Here is a 17,107-nt window from a genome sequence, read left to right as displayed (position 1 = left end):
CCCTTTTTTGTCTGTGACTGGCAGCAGGCCGTTTAGCACTGTCTTAACTTTTCATTCAGCGTTTCGACAATAAACGCATTCAGCGAAGTTTCATTTTGCGCAGCAGCCTGAGACAGGCGCTCGCCCATTGATTCCGGATAGCGCAACGTAAAGGTTTTCGTTTTTTCCTGCAGCGCGTAAGGATCAATGCCGGAGGCGGCACAATCTTCCAGATATTCGCGTAGCGATATCGCTCCCTCTTTGTGCAGACCCTGCACACTGTCGGAGACAAAATCACAATAACCGGACAGGCCGGTAAAGCGACCGCGGAACAGATTGATTTCGGGAACGCAGGTAATCACTGCGGGTTGCCCGGCGACGGTGATTAATGAATTTGAACGCTTATTCATAAGGATCGACTCAGAGCATAAGTGCCTGTCCGACAAGATGCCCATAAAAAAAGCCGCTCATCAGCGGCTTTTTTTGCAGAGTTCTTCACTCTCTTCGGGTTCGGGTTCGGGTTCCGGCACGGCAGTGCAGTTGCTGGTATCGCGCTTTTTCAGCTCATTCAGCGCGTCGGCCACGGTGCGTTTTGCCAGCACATCCAGTGACGCCTGCTCGGCTTCGTCGGCGATCGACTTAAAGTACCAGCAGAGGTTGGCGCTGACCAGACAGCGCGGCGCGACGTCGGGACGCGCAGCCCAGATTTTTTTATCCTCAATGACGGAGACATAGATATCCCTGAGGGTAATCTCCGCAGCTGGACGGCCCAGATGAATTGAGCCGGTTCGGCCCAGCGTCGAAACGATAATGCCATCGCGGGTCAGCGGGACCATCAATTTTCGTATGAAACTGGGATTCGCTTCCAGCCCGTAAGCCAGAATCGCGCTGGTAGAGCGTTTTCCCATTTGCTCCGCCATCGCTACGCTCAGAACCATTTGCAAAGCTGTCGGGAAGCGGTAATCAAGCATTTATTTATCCTGAGTTGCGGTGCATCTTCTTGTTTTATTGCCGCGTAAATGAACAATCAATGAGCAATAAATATAACAAACACTGTTGCTTTTTTGAAGCAAAGCGGCAGTCACAAGGCACGTATTCACCAAAGGCAGAAGTCCGATAGCACAAGCTGCTTAGCCTGTTCACTGCCCTGTTCCGGCGAAATCTGAAGCCAGACGCCTTCACGCAAAACGGGTCGATACCGCCGGTAATCGCCGCTTCAGCGCCATCACCAGCATCACGTTAATGATTGCCAGCGCGCAAAGCAACCATAGCGTGGCTGATGCGCCCATCTTTTCAAAGACATATCCACCAATCAGCGGCGTCAGCGCCTGCCCCATCAGTGCCGGCCGCGCCATCTTACCCATCACGATCGCGTAAGACTCTGGTTTGACCATCGCCAGCGGTAAAGTTCCACGCACAATGGCACGTAAGCCATTTCCTGCGCCATAAAGCACCATACTCAGCAGCGCCATCTGCGGCATGAATGCCAGCAACAACAGCCCCAGTGCCACCAGCCCGACAGAAAAAAAGGCGGTACGGATAGGATGACTGCGTTTAAAAGCGACATCGACAATACGGGAGCCCACCTGACACGGACCAATCACGGCGCTGATCTCCAGCGCCGAAGCCAGCGTATGGCCACTCGCCTGCAACAGCGTAATAAGCTGCACGGAAACAGCGGTCATGATCACCGAAGCCAGGGTAAAAATGGCGCAGAGCAGCCAGAAAAGCGCTGTCGAAATTTCTGCCGTGGCCGGCTGCGCCGGACGCTTTTTTACTGACCGGGTGAGATGACCGGCAGGCAGCGCAAACAGATAGGCAGGCAGCACGCACGCCACCATCAGCGCAGCAATGATCAACGAGGCCTCCCGCCAGCCAAAACCGTGGATAAGCAGTGCTGTTCCCGGCCAGGCCAGCGTGGTGCAGAAACCGGAAATCAGCGTGATCCCGGTGATGGCAGCCCGTGCCTGACCGCCATAGCAGGTGCCCAGCGTGGCAAACAGCGCATCATACAGGCCCATCGCCATACCCACGCCGATAATGACCCAGGCAAACAGAAACAGTGGCAACGCGTGACTGAACGCCATGATGACCAGCCCTGCCGCCATCACCAGCCCACTTAGCGCCAGCAGGAGACGGCCACCGGTACGAGCTATTAATCTGCCTGCCAGCGGTGACAGCAGGCCCGACACCAGAATGCCGAGCGACAGTGCACCGTAAATCCACTGCCGGGACCAGCCCGTCTCAGCCGCGATGGGATTCGCCATCACCGCCATCAGGTAAAACGATCCTCCCCAGGAAAGTATTTGCACGCAGCCAAGGGTGAAAATGGCGGCGATGCCCGGTTTAATGTTCTGATTCACTTAGACTCTCTTCGTTAGCAGGCAAACTGTTTTATAGCATGTTCTGCCCGCAGCCTGCATGCATCACGCCTTTCCGGCCTGATGACCGGCAGCGCGCACGTTTTTGATAATAGCGTTACTAGTATGTTGTAACTATAATGTTCTTGCATCTGCGGCAGGCTTCTGCCACATTATGAACGTTGTAACTATGGAGACCGCCAATGACGCGCTACGACTTAGTGGCTGATATGCATCAGTGTGTAAACGATCTGGAACAGGCGCTGGGAGAACTGCGGCGGCAGATTGAAGCGCAGTCTCTGCTCATCGCACGGGTCTTCAGCCTGCCGCCTGTCGTAAAAGGCCGCGAACACGAGGCGATTACGCAGATTACCGTCGAGCAGCATCTCGGTGAGCGTGCGTTAACCATGGCGCTGGACCACTACTGTCGCCTGTTTATGCAACATCAGTCAGAACAGCTGAGCACCAAGGCTGCCGTGCGCCTGCCGGGTGCCCTCTGCATTGAGTGCGACGCGCAGCAGGAAGCGGAAATCGGCGCGCGGGTGACGGTCATCAATCAGCTGAAAGCGCGGCTGGAGCAGCTGATTACCGTGGATTCGGGCCTGCCAAGTGAAGCACGCTTTGAGTTTGTCCACCAGCATCTGCGCGGGTTAATCACGCTGAACGCCTACCGCACGATTACTCTGCTCAGCGCACCAGACAGCCTGCGCTTCGGCTGGGCGAATAAGCACATCATCAAGAATCTCAAACGCGAAGAGGTGATAGCTCAGCTGGAGAAAAGCCTGAAAGCGGGACGCGCTCAGGCGCCGTGGTCTCGCGAACAGTGGGCAGAAAAAGTGCAGGAGGAACTGGCCAGCGTGCGCGCCCTGCCCGCCTCGGCACGGCTCAAAATCAAACGTCCGGTGAAAGTTCAGCCGGTGGCGCGCGTCTGGCGTGCCGATGAGCAAAAACAGACCCAGCTGGCCTGCCCGTCACCGATTCTGGTGATCTGTCGCGATCGCAGTCAGGTGCCGGTGCTGGGCGAGTTGCTTAACTATGATGCAGACAATATCAGGCATCGTCATAAGCCTGCCGCTGAACCCCTGAATCTGCTCATCCCCCGACTCCATTTGTGGGTGGATTGCCCGATATAATGCAGAGGCCAGCTTCCGCTGGCCTCTGTTGTCGCTTACGACTTCATGCTGCCGACCATCTCTTCCGGCCGTACCCAGGCATCGAACTCCTCTTCTGTCAGATAGCCCAGCTTCAGCGCCGAGCCTTTCAGCGTCAGCCCCTCTTTATGCGCCTTTTTGGCAATTTCAGCGGCTTTGTCGTAACCAATATGCGTATTGAGCGCCGTTACCAGCATCAGCGACTCATTCAGCAGCTGGTCAATACGCTCGCGCACCGGCTCGATGCCGACCGCGCAGTGGTGATTAAAGCTGTCGATGCCATCCGCCAGCAGGCGAACGGATTGCAGGAAGTTATGGATGATCATCGGACGGAACACGTTAAGCTCAAAATTACCGGACGCACCGCCCATGTTGATCGCTACGTCGTTCCCCATTACCTGGCAGCAGAGCATGGTCATGGCTTCGCACTGGGTCGGATTGACTTTACCCGGCATGATCGAGCTGCCAGGTTCATTTTCCGGAATGGCGATTTCGCCGATGCCGCAGCGCGGGCCGGACGAGAGCCAGCGCACGTCGTTAGCAATTTTCATCAGTGAGGCGGCCAGCCCTTTCAGTGCGCCATGCGCATGAACCAGCGCATCACAGGTCGCCAGCGCCTCAAACTTATTCGGCGCCGTGACAAAGGGCTGCTTCGTCAGATCGGCCAGCGCTTTCGCCACCCGCACCGCATATTCCGGATGGGTGTTCAGGCCGGTGCCGACAGCGGTGCCACCCAGCGCCAGCTCCGCTACGTGCGGAATGCTCTGCTCAATATGCTTCAGGTTATGCTCCAGCATCGCCACCCAGCCGGAGATCTCCTGGCCCAGCGTCAGCGGCGTCGCATCCTGCAGATGCGTACGGCCAATCTTGACGATGTCCTTAAAGGCGTCAGATTTCTGGCTCAGCGTCTTTTTCAGCACCTGAATCTGCGGAATCAGCTGTTCGCGCAGCGCGATGACGGCAGCCACATGCATGGCAGTCGGGAAGACGTCGTTGGAACTCTGGCTCTTGTTCACATCATCATTAGGATGTACCAGCCGCGACATCCCGCGCTCGCCGCCCAGCAGTTCGCTGGCGCGGTTTGCCAGTACTTCATTCATATTCATGTTGGTCTGCGTACCGGAGCCGGTCTGCCAGACCGCCAGCGGAAACGCCTCTGCATGCTGGTCAGCCAGCACCTCATCAGCCGCGCGGACAATCGCATCGGCGCGTTCAGCGGGCAGCAGACCCAGATCGCGGTTGACGCTGGCGGCCGCCCGTTTGGTCAGCGCCAGGGCATGCACCAGCGCCGTGGGCATTTTTTCGGTTGAGATGCGGAAGTGCTCCAGTGAGCGCTGCGTCTGCGCGCCCCACAGTTTGTCTGCCGGTACGTCGATGGGGCCCATTGAATCTTTCTCAATGCGGTTGGCTGCCATGAATACATCTCCTTCACCTTGTTTTTAAAAGAATGTGCACCCGTTCTGGCGATCGTCCAGGGTACACCGGATAGCAATACACAATAATTTAACATTATCAGAGCTTAGCGCCGTTTGGGATCGGGTCGCTATTTTTAACGACCGTTTCTGCTTTAATAACGACCATAATTTTTGTGCTCCGGGAGTTCGTGATGCAGAAAATGAACAACTCACTGCAAAATTATGCCTGGGGCAGCCAGACAGCGTTCACCCGCCTCTACGGGATTGCCAATCCGCAGGGGCTGCCGATGGCAGAACTCTGGATGGGTGCGCATCCGAAAAGTCCCTCCACCGTGTCTGACCGGGGCCAGCCGCGATCGCTGCGTGAGGTCATCGCGGCCAATCCTGTCGCTATGCTGGGTGAAGCCGTTGCACAACGTTTTGGTGAACTGCCCTTTCTTTTCAAAGTCCTCTCCGCCGACCAGCCACTGTCTGTCCAGGTTCACCCCAGTAAACCTGCCGCAGAGGCAGGCTTTGCCCGGGAAAACGCGGCAGGGATCCCCCTGACGGCAGCGGAGCGCAACTACAAAGATCCCAACCATAAGCCGGAGCTGCTCTACGCGCTGACCCCCTTTCAGGCGATGAACGGTTTCCGCACGCTGACGGAGATAAAGTCGCTGCTGGAACCCCTCGCAGGCGCCCATCCGCAGATCGCCCACTTTCTGCAGCATCCCGACCTGACGACGCTGGCCACACTCTTCTCCGCCCTGCTCTCGCTGGAGGGTGAGCCGAAGTCGCGGGCGCTGGATATCCTGAAATCAGTGCTGCGTGTGCAGCAGGGTGAGCCGTGGCAGACCATCCACGCTATCGCGGCGGACTATCCCGACGACTGCGGCCTGTTTTCACCGCTGCTACTGAATGTGATAACGCTGCAGCCGGGCGATGCGATGTTTCTTTATGCTGAAACGCCGCACGCCTACCTGAAAGGCGTGGCGCTGGAGGTGATGGCCAACTCTGATAACGTCCTGCGCGCCGGGTTAACCCCGAAATATATCGATGTCGCCGAACTGATGGCCAACCTGAAGTTTGAAGAGAAACCGGTCAGCAAGTTACTGATCGCGCCAGCGCAACAGCGCCATGCTCTCCACTTCCCGGTTCCGGTAGAGGATTTTGCCTTCGCCATTCACACGCTCAGCGCCGCGCCGCAATCGCTGGCGCAGCAGAGCGCCGCCCTGTTGTTCTGCATTGAGGGCCAGGCAATGGTTGTCAGAGGCGATAAGCAACTGACGCTGAAACCCGGTGAGTCCTGCTTCGTTCCCGCCTGTGAATCGCCCGTGTCGGTAGCCGGAACGGGCCGTCTGGCGCGGGTATTTAATGACCTGAGGTGAACCGGCTGACGAAGGGCCGGTTAACTGCTATTATTTCAACCTATTAGCATTTAAACGCCTGCGGGCGTTTTTCTTCGGTCGCCAGGGCACACCTGCGGCGTTAGCGGACTCAAGGATAAGGACGAATCAGCAATGAAAAAGACCAATGTTGCCGTAGGTGTCATCATCGCACTGGGTGTAATCTGGACTGGCGCGGCATGGTTCACGGGCAAACAGATTGAAAGCCACAGGGATCAGCTGGTCCAGAATGCTAACGCGCAGCTGAATGCTTATGCCCCCAACAGCCGACTGAAAATCAGCTATCAGGATTATCAGCGCGGTGTGTTCAGCAGCAAAGTGAATCTGGTGATTCAGGCCAGCTCGCAGACCGAGGATAATCCGCTGCTCAAGCCTGGCCAGAGCCTCATACTGAACGAAACCATCGACCACGGCCCCTTCCCGTTTGCGCAGCTGAAGCATTTCAACCTGATCCCGAGCATGGCTTCGGTTCATACCGAACTGGCGAACACCGATGCGGTGAAGAAGCTGTTTGAGCTGACCGGCAATAAATCGTTGATCAACGCGGATACCCGTATTGGTTACAGCGGTGCGACTGATACGGCGCTGCGCATCCTGCCTGTTGACTATCAGAACGCACAAAGCGGCGAACGTCTGGCGACCAATGGCGGCACCTTCAACGTCAGCGCGGACAACAAAGGCGACAAAGTGTCGCTCGACAGCGACGTGGATAGCCTGGCGCTGACCAGCAAAAATGAGATGGGTCAGCCGGTGCTGTTCACCCTGAACGGGCTGAAGCTGAGCGGCAACACCCACCTCAGCCCGGAAGGCGTGCGGATTGGCGACCAGTCGGTAAATATTGAGAAGGTCAATGCCAGCATCAACGGTCAGGACGCCCTGACGCTGCACAACATGAAAGGCACCTCCTCGTTCGATAACAGCGCCGGCAAGATTGGTGGCAATATCGACTATCAGGTGGAAAGCGTTCAGCTGCAGAAGCAGGACTTTGGTCAGGCCGCGCTGAAAATGAAACTGTCGCAGTTTGACGCTCAGGCGGTCAAAGCCTTCTCCGAACGCTATAACGCGCAGATGCAGGCACTGCAGAACCAGCCGGGCCTGGCGGACGATCCGATTCGCTATCAGGCGGGCGTGCATGAGATCCTGATGAACAACCTGCCGATGCTGCTGAAAGGCTCGCCATCCCTCAGCATCGCACCGCTGAGCTGGAAGAACGATAAAGGAGAAAGCACCTTTAACCTGACCGCTAACTTCAACGATCCCTCTCTGGTGACCGGCGAAGCCCAGAGCCTGAGCGCTATGGTGGATCGGGTTCTGAAGTCACTGGACAGCAAGCTGACGATCAATATGCCGATGGCGACCGAAACCATGCAGAAAGTGGGTCTGGCCGAGGGCTATCAGGCGGATGACGCGCAGAAACTGGCCGATCAGCAGGTGAAAGGCCTGGCGGCGATGGGTCAGATGTTCCGCCTGACACAACAGCAGGACAACAACATTGTGACCAGCCTGCAGTACGCCAATGGACAGGTCAATATGAACGGCGACAAGATGACGCTGGAGCAGTTTTTGTCCCGCTACATGCTGGGGATGCCAACCAGTGAAGGGATGCCACAGTAAATCGTTTCATCGCATCAGGGCGGCCTTCGGGTCGCCTTTTTTATTGCTGAAAGGGCCTGAACAGGCGTTTTACCGGGGTTATGGGTAATTATGCAGCATCCGGCGGCGCTGTTTGCGCAAATCACTGGCGCTGTTGCGCATGATATTTTTATAATGCTCTGCACTTCACTGACAACTGAGCGAGTGCACTATGATTGATTCTAAAATTCCCCTGACTGATATTCATCGCCACCTTGATGGCAACATTCGTGCACAGACTATTCTTGATTTAGGTCGCCAGTTTAACCTTGCCCTGCCCGCCTCCACGCTGGAAACGTTGCGTCCGCACGTTCAGGTAGGCCAGAACGAACCCGATCTCGTGAGCTTTCTGCAGAAACTCGACTGGGGCGTAAAAGTGCTGGGCGATCTGGATGCCTGCCGCCGTATCGCGCAGGAGAATATCGAAGATGCCGCCCGCGCCGGTATTCACTACGCTGAACTCCGTTTTTCCCCGGGCTATATGGCGATGACCCACAATCTGCCGATTGCGGGTGTGGTGGAAGCGGTCATCGATGGCGTGCGCGCAGGTCGTCAGCAGCATGATATCGACGTGCGCCTGATCGGGATAATGAGCCGCACCTTCGGTGAAGAGGCCTGCCTCAACGAGCTGGAAGGGTTACTGGCGCATCGCGATCACATCACCGCAGTCGATCTGGCGGGCGACGAGCTGGGCTTCCCCGGCAGTGAATTCCTGAGCCACTTCACGCGCGCACGCGACGCGGGCTTCCGCGTGACGGTGCATGCGGGCGAAGCCGCCGGTCCGGAGAGCATCTGGCAGGCGATTCGTGAGCTGGGCGCGGAGCGTATCGGTCACGGCGTAAAAGCGATCGAGGATCGTGCGCTGATGGACTTCCTGGCGGAGCACCGCATCGGCATCGAATCCTGTCTGACCTCTAACATCCAGACCAGCACCGTGCCGTCACTGGCGCAGCATCCGCTGAAGACTTTCCTTGAGCACGGCATTCTGGCAACCATCAATACGGATGATCCGGCCGTTCAGGGCATCGAGCTGGCCCACGAATATCATCACGCCGCGCCTGCGGCAGGCCTGAGCGCCGCGCAGATCCGTCAGGCGCAGGAAAATGGCCTGACGATTGCCTTTCTCAGCGACGCAGAGAAAGCGGCCATTCGCGCCCGCGTGCAGTAATCCCGACGCGCAAAAAAACGGGCCGGATAGCCGGCCCGTTCTGCTTTTGTCTTATCCCGGCGATCAGACGCGCTTCAGCGACATCGTCTGGCGCTTTTCGGCGGATTGCAGACCCAGGTCGATCAGCTCCATCACCTGAATTGCCTCTTCCGCCGTCACCGGGTTATTGCCCCGTCCGGCGATCGCCTCGCGTATGGCTGCATAGTAAGCGGGATAATTACCCGGCTGCGTCAGCTGCGTGGTTTCCTTCAGCGCCTCCCCCTCTGCCAGCGTCAGGGTGCCATCACGCATGTCATAGCCCCAGTCTGCCTGCGGCGGGAAGTCACCTGATTTCAGACGATCTTCCTGCGGATCCAGACCATATTTGATGTAGCTGCCGCGCGTGCCATGCACCGTATAGCGGGCGGACTCCGCTGCTACCAGCATGCTGGCGTGCAGCACTACGCGGCGCTGTGGATAGGTCAGCGTGGCGTGAAAGTAGTCTGTGGTCTGCGCGCCCGGACGCATTTCGGCCAGGTCAACGTTAATCGCGACGGGCGGGCCAAACAGCTGCAGCGCCTGGTCCAGCAGGTGCGGCCCCAGGTCATACCAGATGCCGCTGCCTGCGCCCTTCATTTCGCGCCAGCGATTGCGGACTTCCGGACGGAAGCGATCAAAGTGCGATTCAAAGTAACGGACTTCGCCCAGCGTACCGGCTTCAAGCAGCGACTTCAGCGTCAGGAAATCGCTATCCCAGCGACGGTTATGGAAGACGGAAAGCAGCAGCCCTTTCGCGTTAGCCAGTGCATCCAGCTCGCGCGCCTGTGACAACGTCACAGTAAAAGGCTTATCAACCACGACATGCTTGCCAGCATTCAGCGCGGCTTTGGCCAGTGGGAAGTGAGTATCGTTGGGGGTCGGAATCACAATCAGCTGCAGTGTCGGGTCGTTCAGTAGCGCCTGAGGCTCGGTGACGACCTGCACGCCAGGCCAGTCGGCGTGAACTTTACTGGCATCACTACTGGAAATCGCAGCCAGCTCCACGTCCGGCGTTCCCGCAATCAGCGGGGCATGAAACGTTTTACTGGCAAAACCGTAGCCGATGAGGCCAACACGTAATTTATCGCTCATTTTACTCCCTCTCAGAGCCAGGCCCGTCCGGAGAAAACTTAACAGTCAGTCCGGGCTCAGGCAGTGCACTCCATAAGGAGGAAGCATACTGCCCGGTTTTTGACTGATGTCAGGATCCGCCAGCGGGGTCAGGTATTTAGTCGCTAACCTGACTGATTTAAGACGATTAACCTGATACGGACAAGGAGGAATTTACCGAAAAAACTACGAGATAGCACTCCGCGCCAGAGGCCAGGCAGTCTGCGCCGCAAGGCTGTCGTGTGCATCCTGATTACGGCGGCGGAAGTCGCTGGGGCTGACACCAACCCGCTTACGGAATACGCGTGAAAAGTAGAGCTGGTCGTCGTAACCCACTTCGCGCCCGACCGAGGCGATCGGTTCCTGCGTGGTCTGTAGCAGCAGCTTGGCGCGGATGACGCGCTGATCTTCCCGCCAGCGCAACAGATTGACGCCCATCTGCTCACGGAACAGGTGCGCCAGTCGCGACGGTGACAGGCAGACATGGCGGGCCACCTCTTCGATTCTGACTTCGCTGGCGAGATGGTTGGTGACATACTGGCAGGCTTCGATGACGCGCGGATCGCGGATAAGCTGATGACTGCGGGGATCTTCCTCGACGGCGCGCAGCAGCAGCCGTTCCAGCAGATTCATCGCCAGCTCTTCCGCGAAGCGACGTCCGGAGTTGTGAGTCTGTTCAATACTGGCAAACAGTCGATCAAATTCGCCGCGCAGCGATTCCGGCAGCAGCAGGCGTCCGACTCCCTCCTGCTCATCCTGCCAGCGCAGCCAGTCCTGCCAGTAGGCACGCGGGCGGAAATAAACCCAGCGGTGGAACCACTGCGGGCTGTCCGGCGCGCGACCATAATAGTGAGCGGTTTTAGGCTGAAACAGCAGCAGTTCGCCCGGTTCACAGTCAAATGCCCGCTCGCCGTCGAATACCCGCCCTTTACCCTTAATGGTGAGATTCAGAATATAACCTTTCATGCCGTGCGGACGATCGATAAAGAAATCGAGCGGGCCTTCGGCGGTAATCGGGGTCAGCCCCGCCACCAGCCAGGCATTAAATGAATAGCCCGGCAGTAAGGGGTTTTGCTGTTCGGCCGGTAATTCGCGGTGATACATAGCGTCCTCACTCAGTCTGTTATTGTCCGGATAGCCCGCAGAAGCGGCTGCATCTGCGGGCCAGCGACGCGGGTAATCAGGCTTTTTTCTGCTTATAACGGTCAAATATCACCGCAGCTAACAGTATCAGACCCCGCACGACATACTGTGAGAATGGCGAGATATTCAATAAATTCATCGCATTCTCAACCGTACCGAGAATAAGCACACCGGCCACGACATAGGAGATTTTGCCAATCCCGCCCTTCAGCGACACGCCGCCCAGTACACAGGCTGAAATCACCACCAGCTCATAGCCGATAGAGGTCATCGGCTGGCCGCTGGTCATGCGTGACGCCAGGATGATACCCGCCGCTGCCGATACCAGGCCGGAAAGAATAAAGATGATGATGCGGGTGCGCACCACCGGCACCCCCGCCAGTCGTGCCGCCTCTTCATTGCCGCCGATGGCCAGCGTATTGCGGCCAAACGTGGTTTTGTTGAGCAGGAAACCGAAGATCAGCATGGTTGCCAGGGTCAGCCAGATCGGCGCCGGGACGCCCAGCCAGTTAGCGAAGCCCAGCGCAAAAAAGCGTTCATCTTCGATGCCGACCGCTTTACCGTCGGAGAAAATATAGGCCAGACCGCGCACAATCTGCATGGTCGCCAGCGTGGTAATCAACGCGTTGATCTTCAGCCGGGCGATCACGAAACCGTTGATAAAACCGGTGAGCATGCCCAGTACCAGACCGGCTGCGACGCCAATCCACAGGCTTTCCGTCATATTGATCACCACGGCGGTAACCACACCTGCACAGGCGATGACGGAAGCAACCGACAGGTCAAAGTCTCCGGATGCCAGGCAGAACAGCATGCCGCAGGCGACCATGCCGGACATCGACATCGCCAGCCCCAGGCCTTTCATATTGATAAAGGAGCCGAAGTTCGGCACAAAAATCGCACAGACAATAAACAGCAGCGCAAAGACGACCAGCATGCCGAAGTTGTCCCAGATGCGACCTAACTGCAGTCCGCCGCGTGATGCAGGCTGCGGCGTATTTGAGGTCGTGGATGAAGCCATGATGCTCTCCTGTCAGGCCACGGCGGCCGCTTGAGTGGTTTTAGGCATCGCCAGGCTCAGCGTCTGCTGCTCCGTGGCGTCGTCGTGCAGCAGTTCACCGGCGATGGCACCTTCGCGCATCACGACGATACGGTCGGCCAGGCCCATCACTTCCGGTAAATCGCTGGAGGCGAACAGCACCGCGATGCCCCGGTTCGCCAGCTGATAAATCAGGTTATAGATCTCGTGTTTAGCGCCGACATCGATGCCGCGCGTCGGCTCATCCAGCAGGATCACCTTCATCTCCTCCGACAGCCAGCGTCCCAGAATCGCCTTCTGCTGGTTGCCGCCGGAGAGGTTCATGATTAGCTGATCGGCGCTGGGCGTTTTGATGTTCAGCGAGCGGATGTGGCTGTCGGCGTTTTTGTTTTCCCAGCCGTTTTTAATCAGGCAGCCCGCGGTCAGGTTGTGACGGCGGGCACTGATATTGATGTTATCGCGCACTGAATGCACCGGAATAATCCCCTCAGCTTTGCGATCTTCCGGGCAGAGCATAATACCCGCCCGGATGGCGTCGATCGGCTCGCGCAGCGGCAGCGGCTTGCCATCCAGGATCACCTGACCGCCACGCAGACGGGTGCCGCCAAACAGCCCTTTCAGCAGTTCACTGCGTCCGGCGCCCACCAGGCCAAACAGCCCGACGATTTCACCGGCATGGACCTTCAGCGAAATCGGCGTGCGGACGCCCTTTGCTTCGACCTTATCCAGTTCCAGCCGCACCGCGCCTTTGGCTCGCGGCGCGTAGCCATAAATATCACCCAGATTACGGCCCACCATCGCCTGCACCAGATCGTCGTGATGGGTATTCGCCATATCGGTAAAGGTGCGCACGTAGCGTCCATCTTTGAAGACGGTGATGGCATCGCTGAGGGCGAAGATCTCCTCCATGCGGTGCGAAACGTAGAGCACCACCCGGCCTTCCTGACGCAGCTGACGGATGACGCGGAACAAATTGTCGATCTCACGCGCCGACAGAGAACTGGTCGGCTCATCGAAGGCGATGATGCGCGCGTTACGCGCCAGTGCTTTGGCAATCTCCACCATCTGCCACTGCCCCAGCGACAGGTATTTCAGCGGCATATCCGGATCGATATCCATGCCGAGATTTTTCAGTTGCAGGCCCGCCTCAAAGCGCATCAGCTTACGGTTTACCAGCCCATGTTTATGGGGAATCTGACCGAGGTAGATATTCTCCGCCACGCTCATTTCCGGCACCAGATGCAGTTCCTGGTAGATGATGGCCACGCCCGCGTCCAGCGCATCTGTGGTGCGCTGAAAGCTTACTGGCTGGCCTTTGATACGAATCTCACCGCCGCTCGGCTGATAACTGCCGCTGAGTATTTTTAACAGCGTCGATTTGCCTGCTCCGTTTTCGCCCATCAGCGCATGGACTTCACCGCCGCGGCAGTCGAAAGAGATATCCTGCAACGCTTTCACGCCAGGAAACGTTTTACTGATGCCATGAAACGACAGAAATGCTGAATCAGTGTTCATGTGGATCCTCACTCTTTCGCGCCACCCGCTGGCTGGAGCGGGTGACGCGAAATCGGCTACGAAGGATGTCAGGTGCAAAACACCTGACAGGCTCAGGGTTACATCAGTCCTTTTTTCGCCAGTTCGGTTTTGAAGTTGTCACGGGTGATCAGCACCACATCAGTAACTTCGGTGAATTTCGGCGGTTCTTCACCTTTGCTGACCCAGTTGTAGAGCATCTGGCTGCTTTTATAGCCGTGAATGTCCGGGCTTGGCAGCAGCGAGCCGTAGAAGCCGGTCGCTTTGTCTTTCGACAGTTCGCTGACCGCATCCACGCCGTTGATGCCGATGCCGATGACGTCAGCCGCCTTAAAGCCCTGACCTTCTGTGGCGCGCACGCCGCCCAGCACGGTATTGTCGTTCATGCCGACAATCAGCCAGTGTTTGATTTCAGGATGCTGAACCAGCAGGGAGTTACCGGCGTCAAATGCGCCCGGGATATCGTTGGATTTGGTCGGGACCTGGTAGATCTGTGCGGCCGGGAAACCGGCTGCCTTCAGCGCGTCCATAGAGCCGCCGGTACGACGACGGGCAGTATCGAGTTCATTGGCCGTAATCGCCATCACGCCGGTAGTTTTCACATCCCAGCCGCGCTTCTGCATCTCTTTATAGAGTTCCTGCCCCTGACGCTCACCAATTTTGGTCGCGGCCATCATGACCAGCGGCACCGTATCCATTGGTTTGCCTTTGGCCGTCACGAACTGATCGTCGACCGCGATGACCTTCAGGCCATAGCCGCGCGCTTTCGCCATAATGGCAGAGCCAAGTTTTGGATCGGGCGTACAGATCACAAAACCTTTTGCACCGTTGGCCGCCAGGCTGTCGATGGCATTCAGGGTTTTTTCCCCATCCGGTACGGCAATTTTGATCACGTCAAAGCCAAGATCTTTGCCCGCTTTGTCGGCGAATTTCCATTCAGTCTGGAACCAGGGTTCCTCTGGCTGCTTGACTAAAAAACCCAGCTTCATGGTCTCGGCGATAGCGGATTGTGACATAACCGCTGCCAGGCCGATGGCCGCGAATGCTTTAGTGAATTTATGCATGATGCTCTCCGGTACCAGGTTATTTTTCGCTGCTAATAACGAATTGGTGTAAACGCTACCAGTTAGTTTTGTTTTGAGGGTACAGCCATAAATCAGTGCGTTAGGCTGCTATGTGTGGTCAGCCTGTGCGGACGCTGGGCTAGTTTTAGCGGGATTGGCGAAGAAAATTGTAGAGCGGTATCACATCTTAAAATCACGACAAAATGATCCATATATTCAGCAAAATTAACCGGACCTTAACTTTTGCAATGGATCACAAAATCACTGCCGATGACAGAAAAGTGCATATTGTCAGCCAGCAATGACTAACTGTTCCGGCGCGCCGAACCCAGGATACAGGAGTTAACTCATCACAGGAGATTCCGATGCGTGCTGGAGCCATCACCCTTGGGCTGGATTTTGGTAGTGATTCGGTGCGTGCGCTGGCCGTAGATTGTCACAGCGGCAAAGAGCTACAGAGTGCGGTGTCGAACTATCCGCGCTGGCAACAGGGCTTATACAGCGATCCACACACCAACCGTTTTCGTCACCATCCGCAGGATTACATTGATGCCATGGAGCAGACGCTGCTGGGCGTACTGAATGCGCTGAGCGACGAGCAGCGGCGCGCCGTGGTCGGTATCGGCGTGGACAGCACCGGCTCAACCCCCGCGCCGATTGACCGCGAGGGGCATGTCCTGGCGCTGCGTCCGGAGTTTGCCGACAACCCCAATGCGATGTTCGTCCTGTGGAAAGATCATACTGCTATAGAAGAAGCGGAAGCGATCAATCAGCTCTGTCACAGCGGACGCTTTCAGGATTACAGCCGCTACATCGGCGGTATCTACTCCTCCGAATGGTTCTGGGCGAAGATTCTGCACGTATCGCGTGAAGATGCCGCTGTGCGCGAGGCGGCCGTCTCCTGGGTTGAGCTTTGTGACTGGGTGCCCGCCCTGTTAAGCGGCACAACCGCACCGGATAAACTGCGCCGCGGCCGCTGTGCCGCCGGGCATAAAGCACTGTGGCACGGCGACTGGAACGGTCTGCCCGATGCCGGTTTTCTCAATGCGCTCGACCCGCTGTTAACGCAGCAGCTCGACTTCCCGCTCTTTACTGAGACCTGGACGGCGGATCTGCCGGTCGGCACGCTCAGCCCGGAATGGGCACAGCGTCTGGGTCTGACGCAGACCGTCACGATCTCCGGTGGCGCGTTTGACTGTCACATGGGTGCCGTCGGGGGTGGCGCAAAACCTTACACGCTGGTGAAAGTGATTGGCACCTCAACCTGCGACATCCTGATTGCTGATGCAGCGCAGGTCGGCGATCGCGACATCAAAGGCATCTGCGGCCAGGTCGATGGCAGCGTCATGCCCGGTGCAATCGGGCTGGAGGCGGGTCAGTCTGCTTTTGGTGATATCTACGCCTGGTTCAGCCGCCTACTGGGCTGGCCGCTGCAGCTGGCGGCGCAGCAGCATCCGGCACTGAAACCGCAGCTGGCGGAGATGCAAAAGAGCCTGATTAAAGATCTCACTGAGGCCTGGGCGGCGAACCCGCAGCTCGACCATCTGCCGGTGGTCCTGGACTGGTTCAACGGTCGCCGCACGCCGAATGCTAACCAGCGACTGAAAGGGGTCATTACGGATCTCAACCTGGGCACCGATGCACCGGCACTGTTTGGCGGGCTGGTTGCGGCGACTGCCTTTGGCGCACGCGCCATCATGGAGTGCTTTGAACAGCAGCAGATTCCGGTGGAAAACATCCTGACGCTGGGCGGCATCGCCCGTAAGTCCCCCGCCATCATGCAGGCCTGCTGCGACGTGATGAACCGGCCGCTGGATATTGTCGCCTCCGATGAATGCTGTGCGCTGGGGGCGGCGATCTTTGCCGCTGTCGCCGCCGGGGTTCACGCCAGCGTTCCGGATGCACAGCAGGTCATGGCCAGCCCGATTGCCGTCACCCTGCAGCCCGATCCGGCCCGCGTCGCCCGCTATCAACAACTTTATCAACGCTATCAACAGTGGTGCGTAGCGGCTGAACCGCAATACGCCGCCCGCCCTGCTTCCGCGACCAGCCTGTCCCGGCAGGCGTAATGGTTACAGACAGTCCGGACACGGGCAGGCGCATACGGCGT

At 57.6% G+C, this 17,107-nt stretch carries 14 protein-coding genes; 5 read left to right on the top strand and 9 right to left on the bottom strand.

The window, feature by feature from the left end; genetic code table 11:
• Positions 1-32 precede the first annotated feature (32 nt).
• The 3 genes from ACLHDD_RS05935 to ACLHDD_RS05925 all read right to left on the bottom strand — a co-directional run bounded on the left by ACLHDD_RS05935 (position 33) and on the right by ACLHDD_RS05925 (position 2,342).
• Complete coding sequence (locus ACLHDD_RS05935; protein WP_427103341.1) at positions 33-389, bottom strand: type II toxin-antitoxin system HicB family antitoxin; 357 nt, start codon at positions 387-389, stop codon at positions 33-35.
• 60 nt (positions 390-449) lie between these two features.
• Positions 450-950, bottom strand: coding sequence for an RrF2 family transcriptional regulator (locus ACLHDD_RS05930; RefSeq protein ID WP_427103340.1), 501 nt, complete (start codon positions 948-950; stop codon positions 450-452).
• Between the two features lie 207 nt (positions 951-1,157).
• Positions 1,158-2,342, bottom strand: a complete 1,185-nt coding sequence (locus tag ACLHDD_RS05925; RefSeq protein ID WP_427103339.1) for an MFS transporter — start codon at positions 2,340-2,342, stop codon at positions 1,158-1,160.
• Positions 2,343-2,542: 200 nt separating this feature from the next.
• Here ACLHDD_RS05925 and tus point away from each other — a divergent pair, with 200 nt between their 5' ends.
• On the top strand, positions 2,543-3,472 hold the full coding sequence (gene tus / locus ACLHDD_RS05920) for a DNA replication terminus site-binding protein (protein WP_427103338.1): 930 nt from the start codon (positions 2,543-2,545) through the stop codon (positions 3,470-3,472).
• Between the two features lie 35 nt (positions 3,473-3,507).
• Here tus and fumC read toward each other — a convergent pair whose 3' ends face one another.
• The gene (gene fumC / locus ACLHDD_RS05915) at positions 3,508-4,905 is read right to left on the bottom strand and encodes a class II fumarate hydratase (protein ID WP_427103337.1); all 1,398 of its coding nucleotides are present in this window, start codon (positions 4,903-4,905) and stop codon (positions 3,508-3,510) included.
• 191 nt (positions 4,906-5,096) lie between these two features.
• Here fumC and manA point away from each other — a divergent pair, with 191 nt between their 5' ends.
• The 3 genes from manA to add all read left to right on the top strand — a co-directional run bounded on the left by manA (position 5,097) and on the right by add (position 9,090).
• The gene (gene manA / locus ACLHDD_RS05910; protein ID WP_427103336.1) at positions 5,097-6,272 is read left to right on the top strand and encodes a mannose-6-phosphate isomerase; all 1,176 of its coding nucleotides are present in this window, start codon (positions 5,097-5,099) and stop codon (positions 6,270-6,272) included.
• Between the two features lie 132 nt (positions 6,273-6,404).
• A complete protein-coding gene (locus ACLHDD_RS05905; RefSeq protein WP_427103335.1) occupies positions 6,405-7,904 on the top strand; it encodes a YdgA family protein in 1,500 nt (499 codons plus the stop codon).
• A gap of 190 nt (positions 7,905-8,094) precedes the next feature.
• Positions 8,095-9,090: an adenosine deaminase gene (gene add / locus ACLHDD_RS05900; protein ID WP_427103334.1), complete on the top strand. Its 996-nt coding sequence runs from the start codon at positions 8,095-8,097 to the stop codon at positions 9,088-9,090.
• Between the two features lie 63 nt (positions 9,091-9,153).
• Here add and ACLHDD_RS05895 read toward each other — a convergent pair whose 3' ends face one another.
• The 5 genes from ACLHDD_RS05895 to ACLHDD_RS05875 form a co-directional block, all read right to left on the bottom strand.
• Positions 9,154-10,200: an oxidoreductase gene (locus tag ACLHDD_RS05895; RefSeq protein WP_427103333.1), complete on the bottom strand. Its 1,047-nt coding sequence runs from the start codon at positions 10,198-10,200 to the stop codon at positions 9,154-9,156.
• A gap of 204 nt (positions 10,201-10,404) precedes the next feature.
• Positions 10,405-11,322 carry an arabinose operon transcriptional regulator AraC gene (gene araC / locus ACLHDD_RS05890; protein WP_427103332.1) on the bottom strand — a complete coding sequence of 306 codons (918 nt, stop codon included), beginning with the start codon at positions 11,320-11,322 and terminating at the stop codon, positions 10,405-10,407.
• Between the two features lie 76 nt (positions 11,323-11,398).
• The gene (araH, locus tag ACLHDD_RS05885; protein WP_427103331.1) at positions 11,399-12,382 is read right to left on the bottom strand and encodes an L-arabinose ABC transporter permease AraH; all 984 of its coding nucleotides are present in this window, start codon (positions 12,380-12,382) and stop codon (positions 11,399-11,401) included.
• A gap of 12 nt (positions 12,383-12,394) precedes the next feature.
• On the bottom strand, positions 12,395-13,915 hold the full coding sequence (araG, locus tag ACLHDD_RS05880; RefSeq protein WP_427103330.1) for an L-arabinose ABC transporter ATP-binding protein AraG: 1,521 nt from the start codon (positions 13,913-13,915) through the stop codon (positions 12,395-12,397).
• A gap of 98 nt (positions 13,916-14,013) precedes the next feature.
• Positions 14,014-14,997 carry an arabinose ABC transporter substrate-binding protein gene (locus tag ACLHDD_RS05875; RefSeq protein ID WP_427103329.1) on the bottom strand — a complete coding sequence of 328 codons (984 nt, stop codon included), beginning with the start codon at positions 14,995-14,997 and terminating at the stop codon, positions 14,014-14,016.
• 365 nt (positions 14,998-15,362) lie between these two features.
• On the opposite strand from ACLHDD_RS05875, the gene ACLHDD_RS05870 reads away from it, so the two are divergent.
• A complete protein-coding gene (locus ACLHDD_RS05870; protein ID WP_427103328.1) occupies positions 15,363-17,066 on the top strand; it encodes a ribulokinase in 1,704 nt (567 codons plus the stop codon).
• The last annotated feature ends 41 nt before the right edge of the window (positions 17,067-17,107 follow it).

It is taken from the genome of Pantoea sp. NSTU24, assembly GCF_050157905.1.
Classification (GTDB): domain Bacteria; phylum Pseudomonadota; class Gammaproteobacteria; order Enterobacterales; family Enterobacteriaceae; genus Pantoea.
This window is presented reverse-complemented; position numbering and strand designations above follow the sequence as displayed.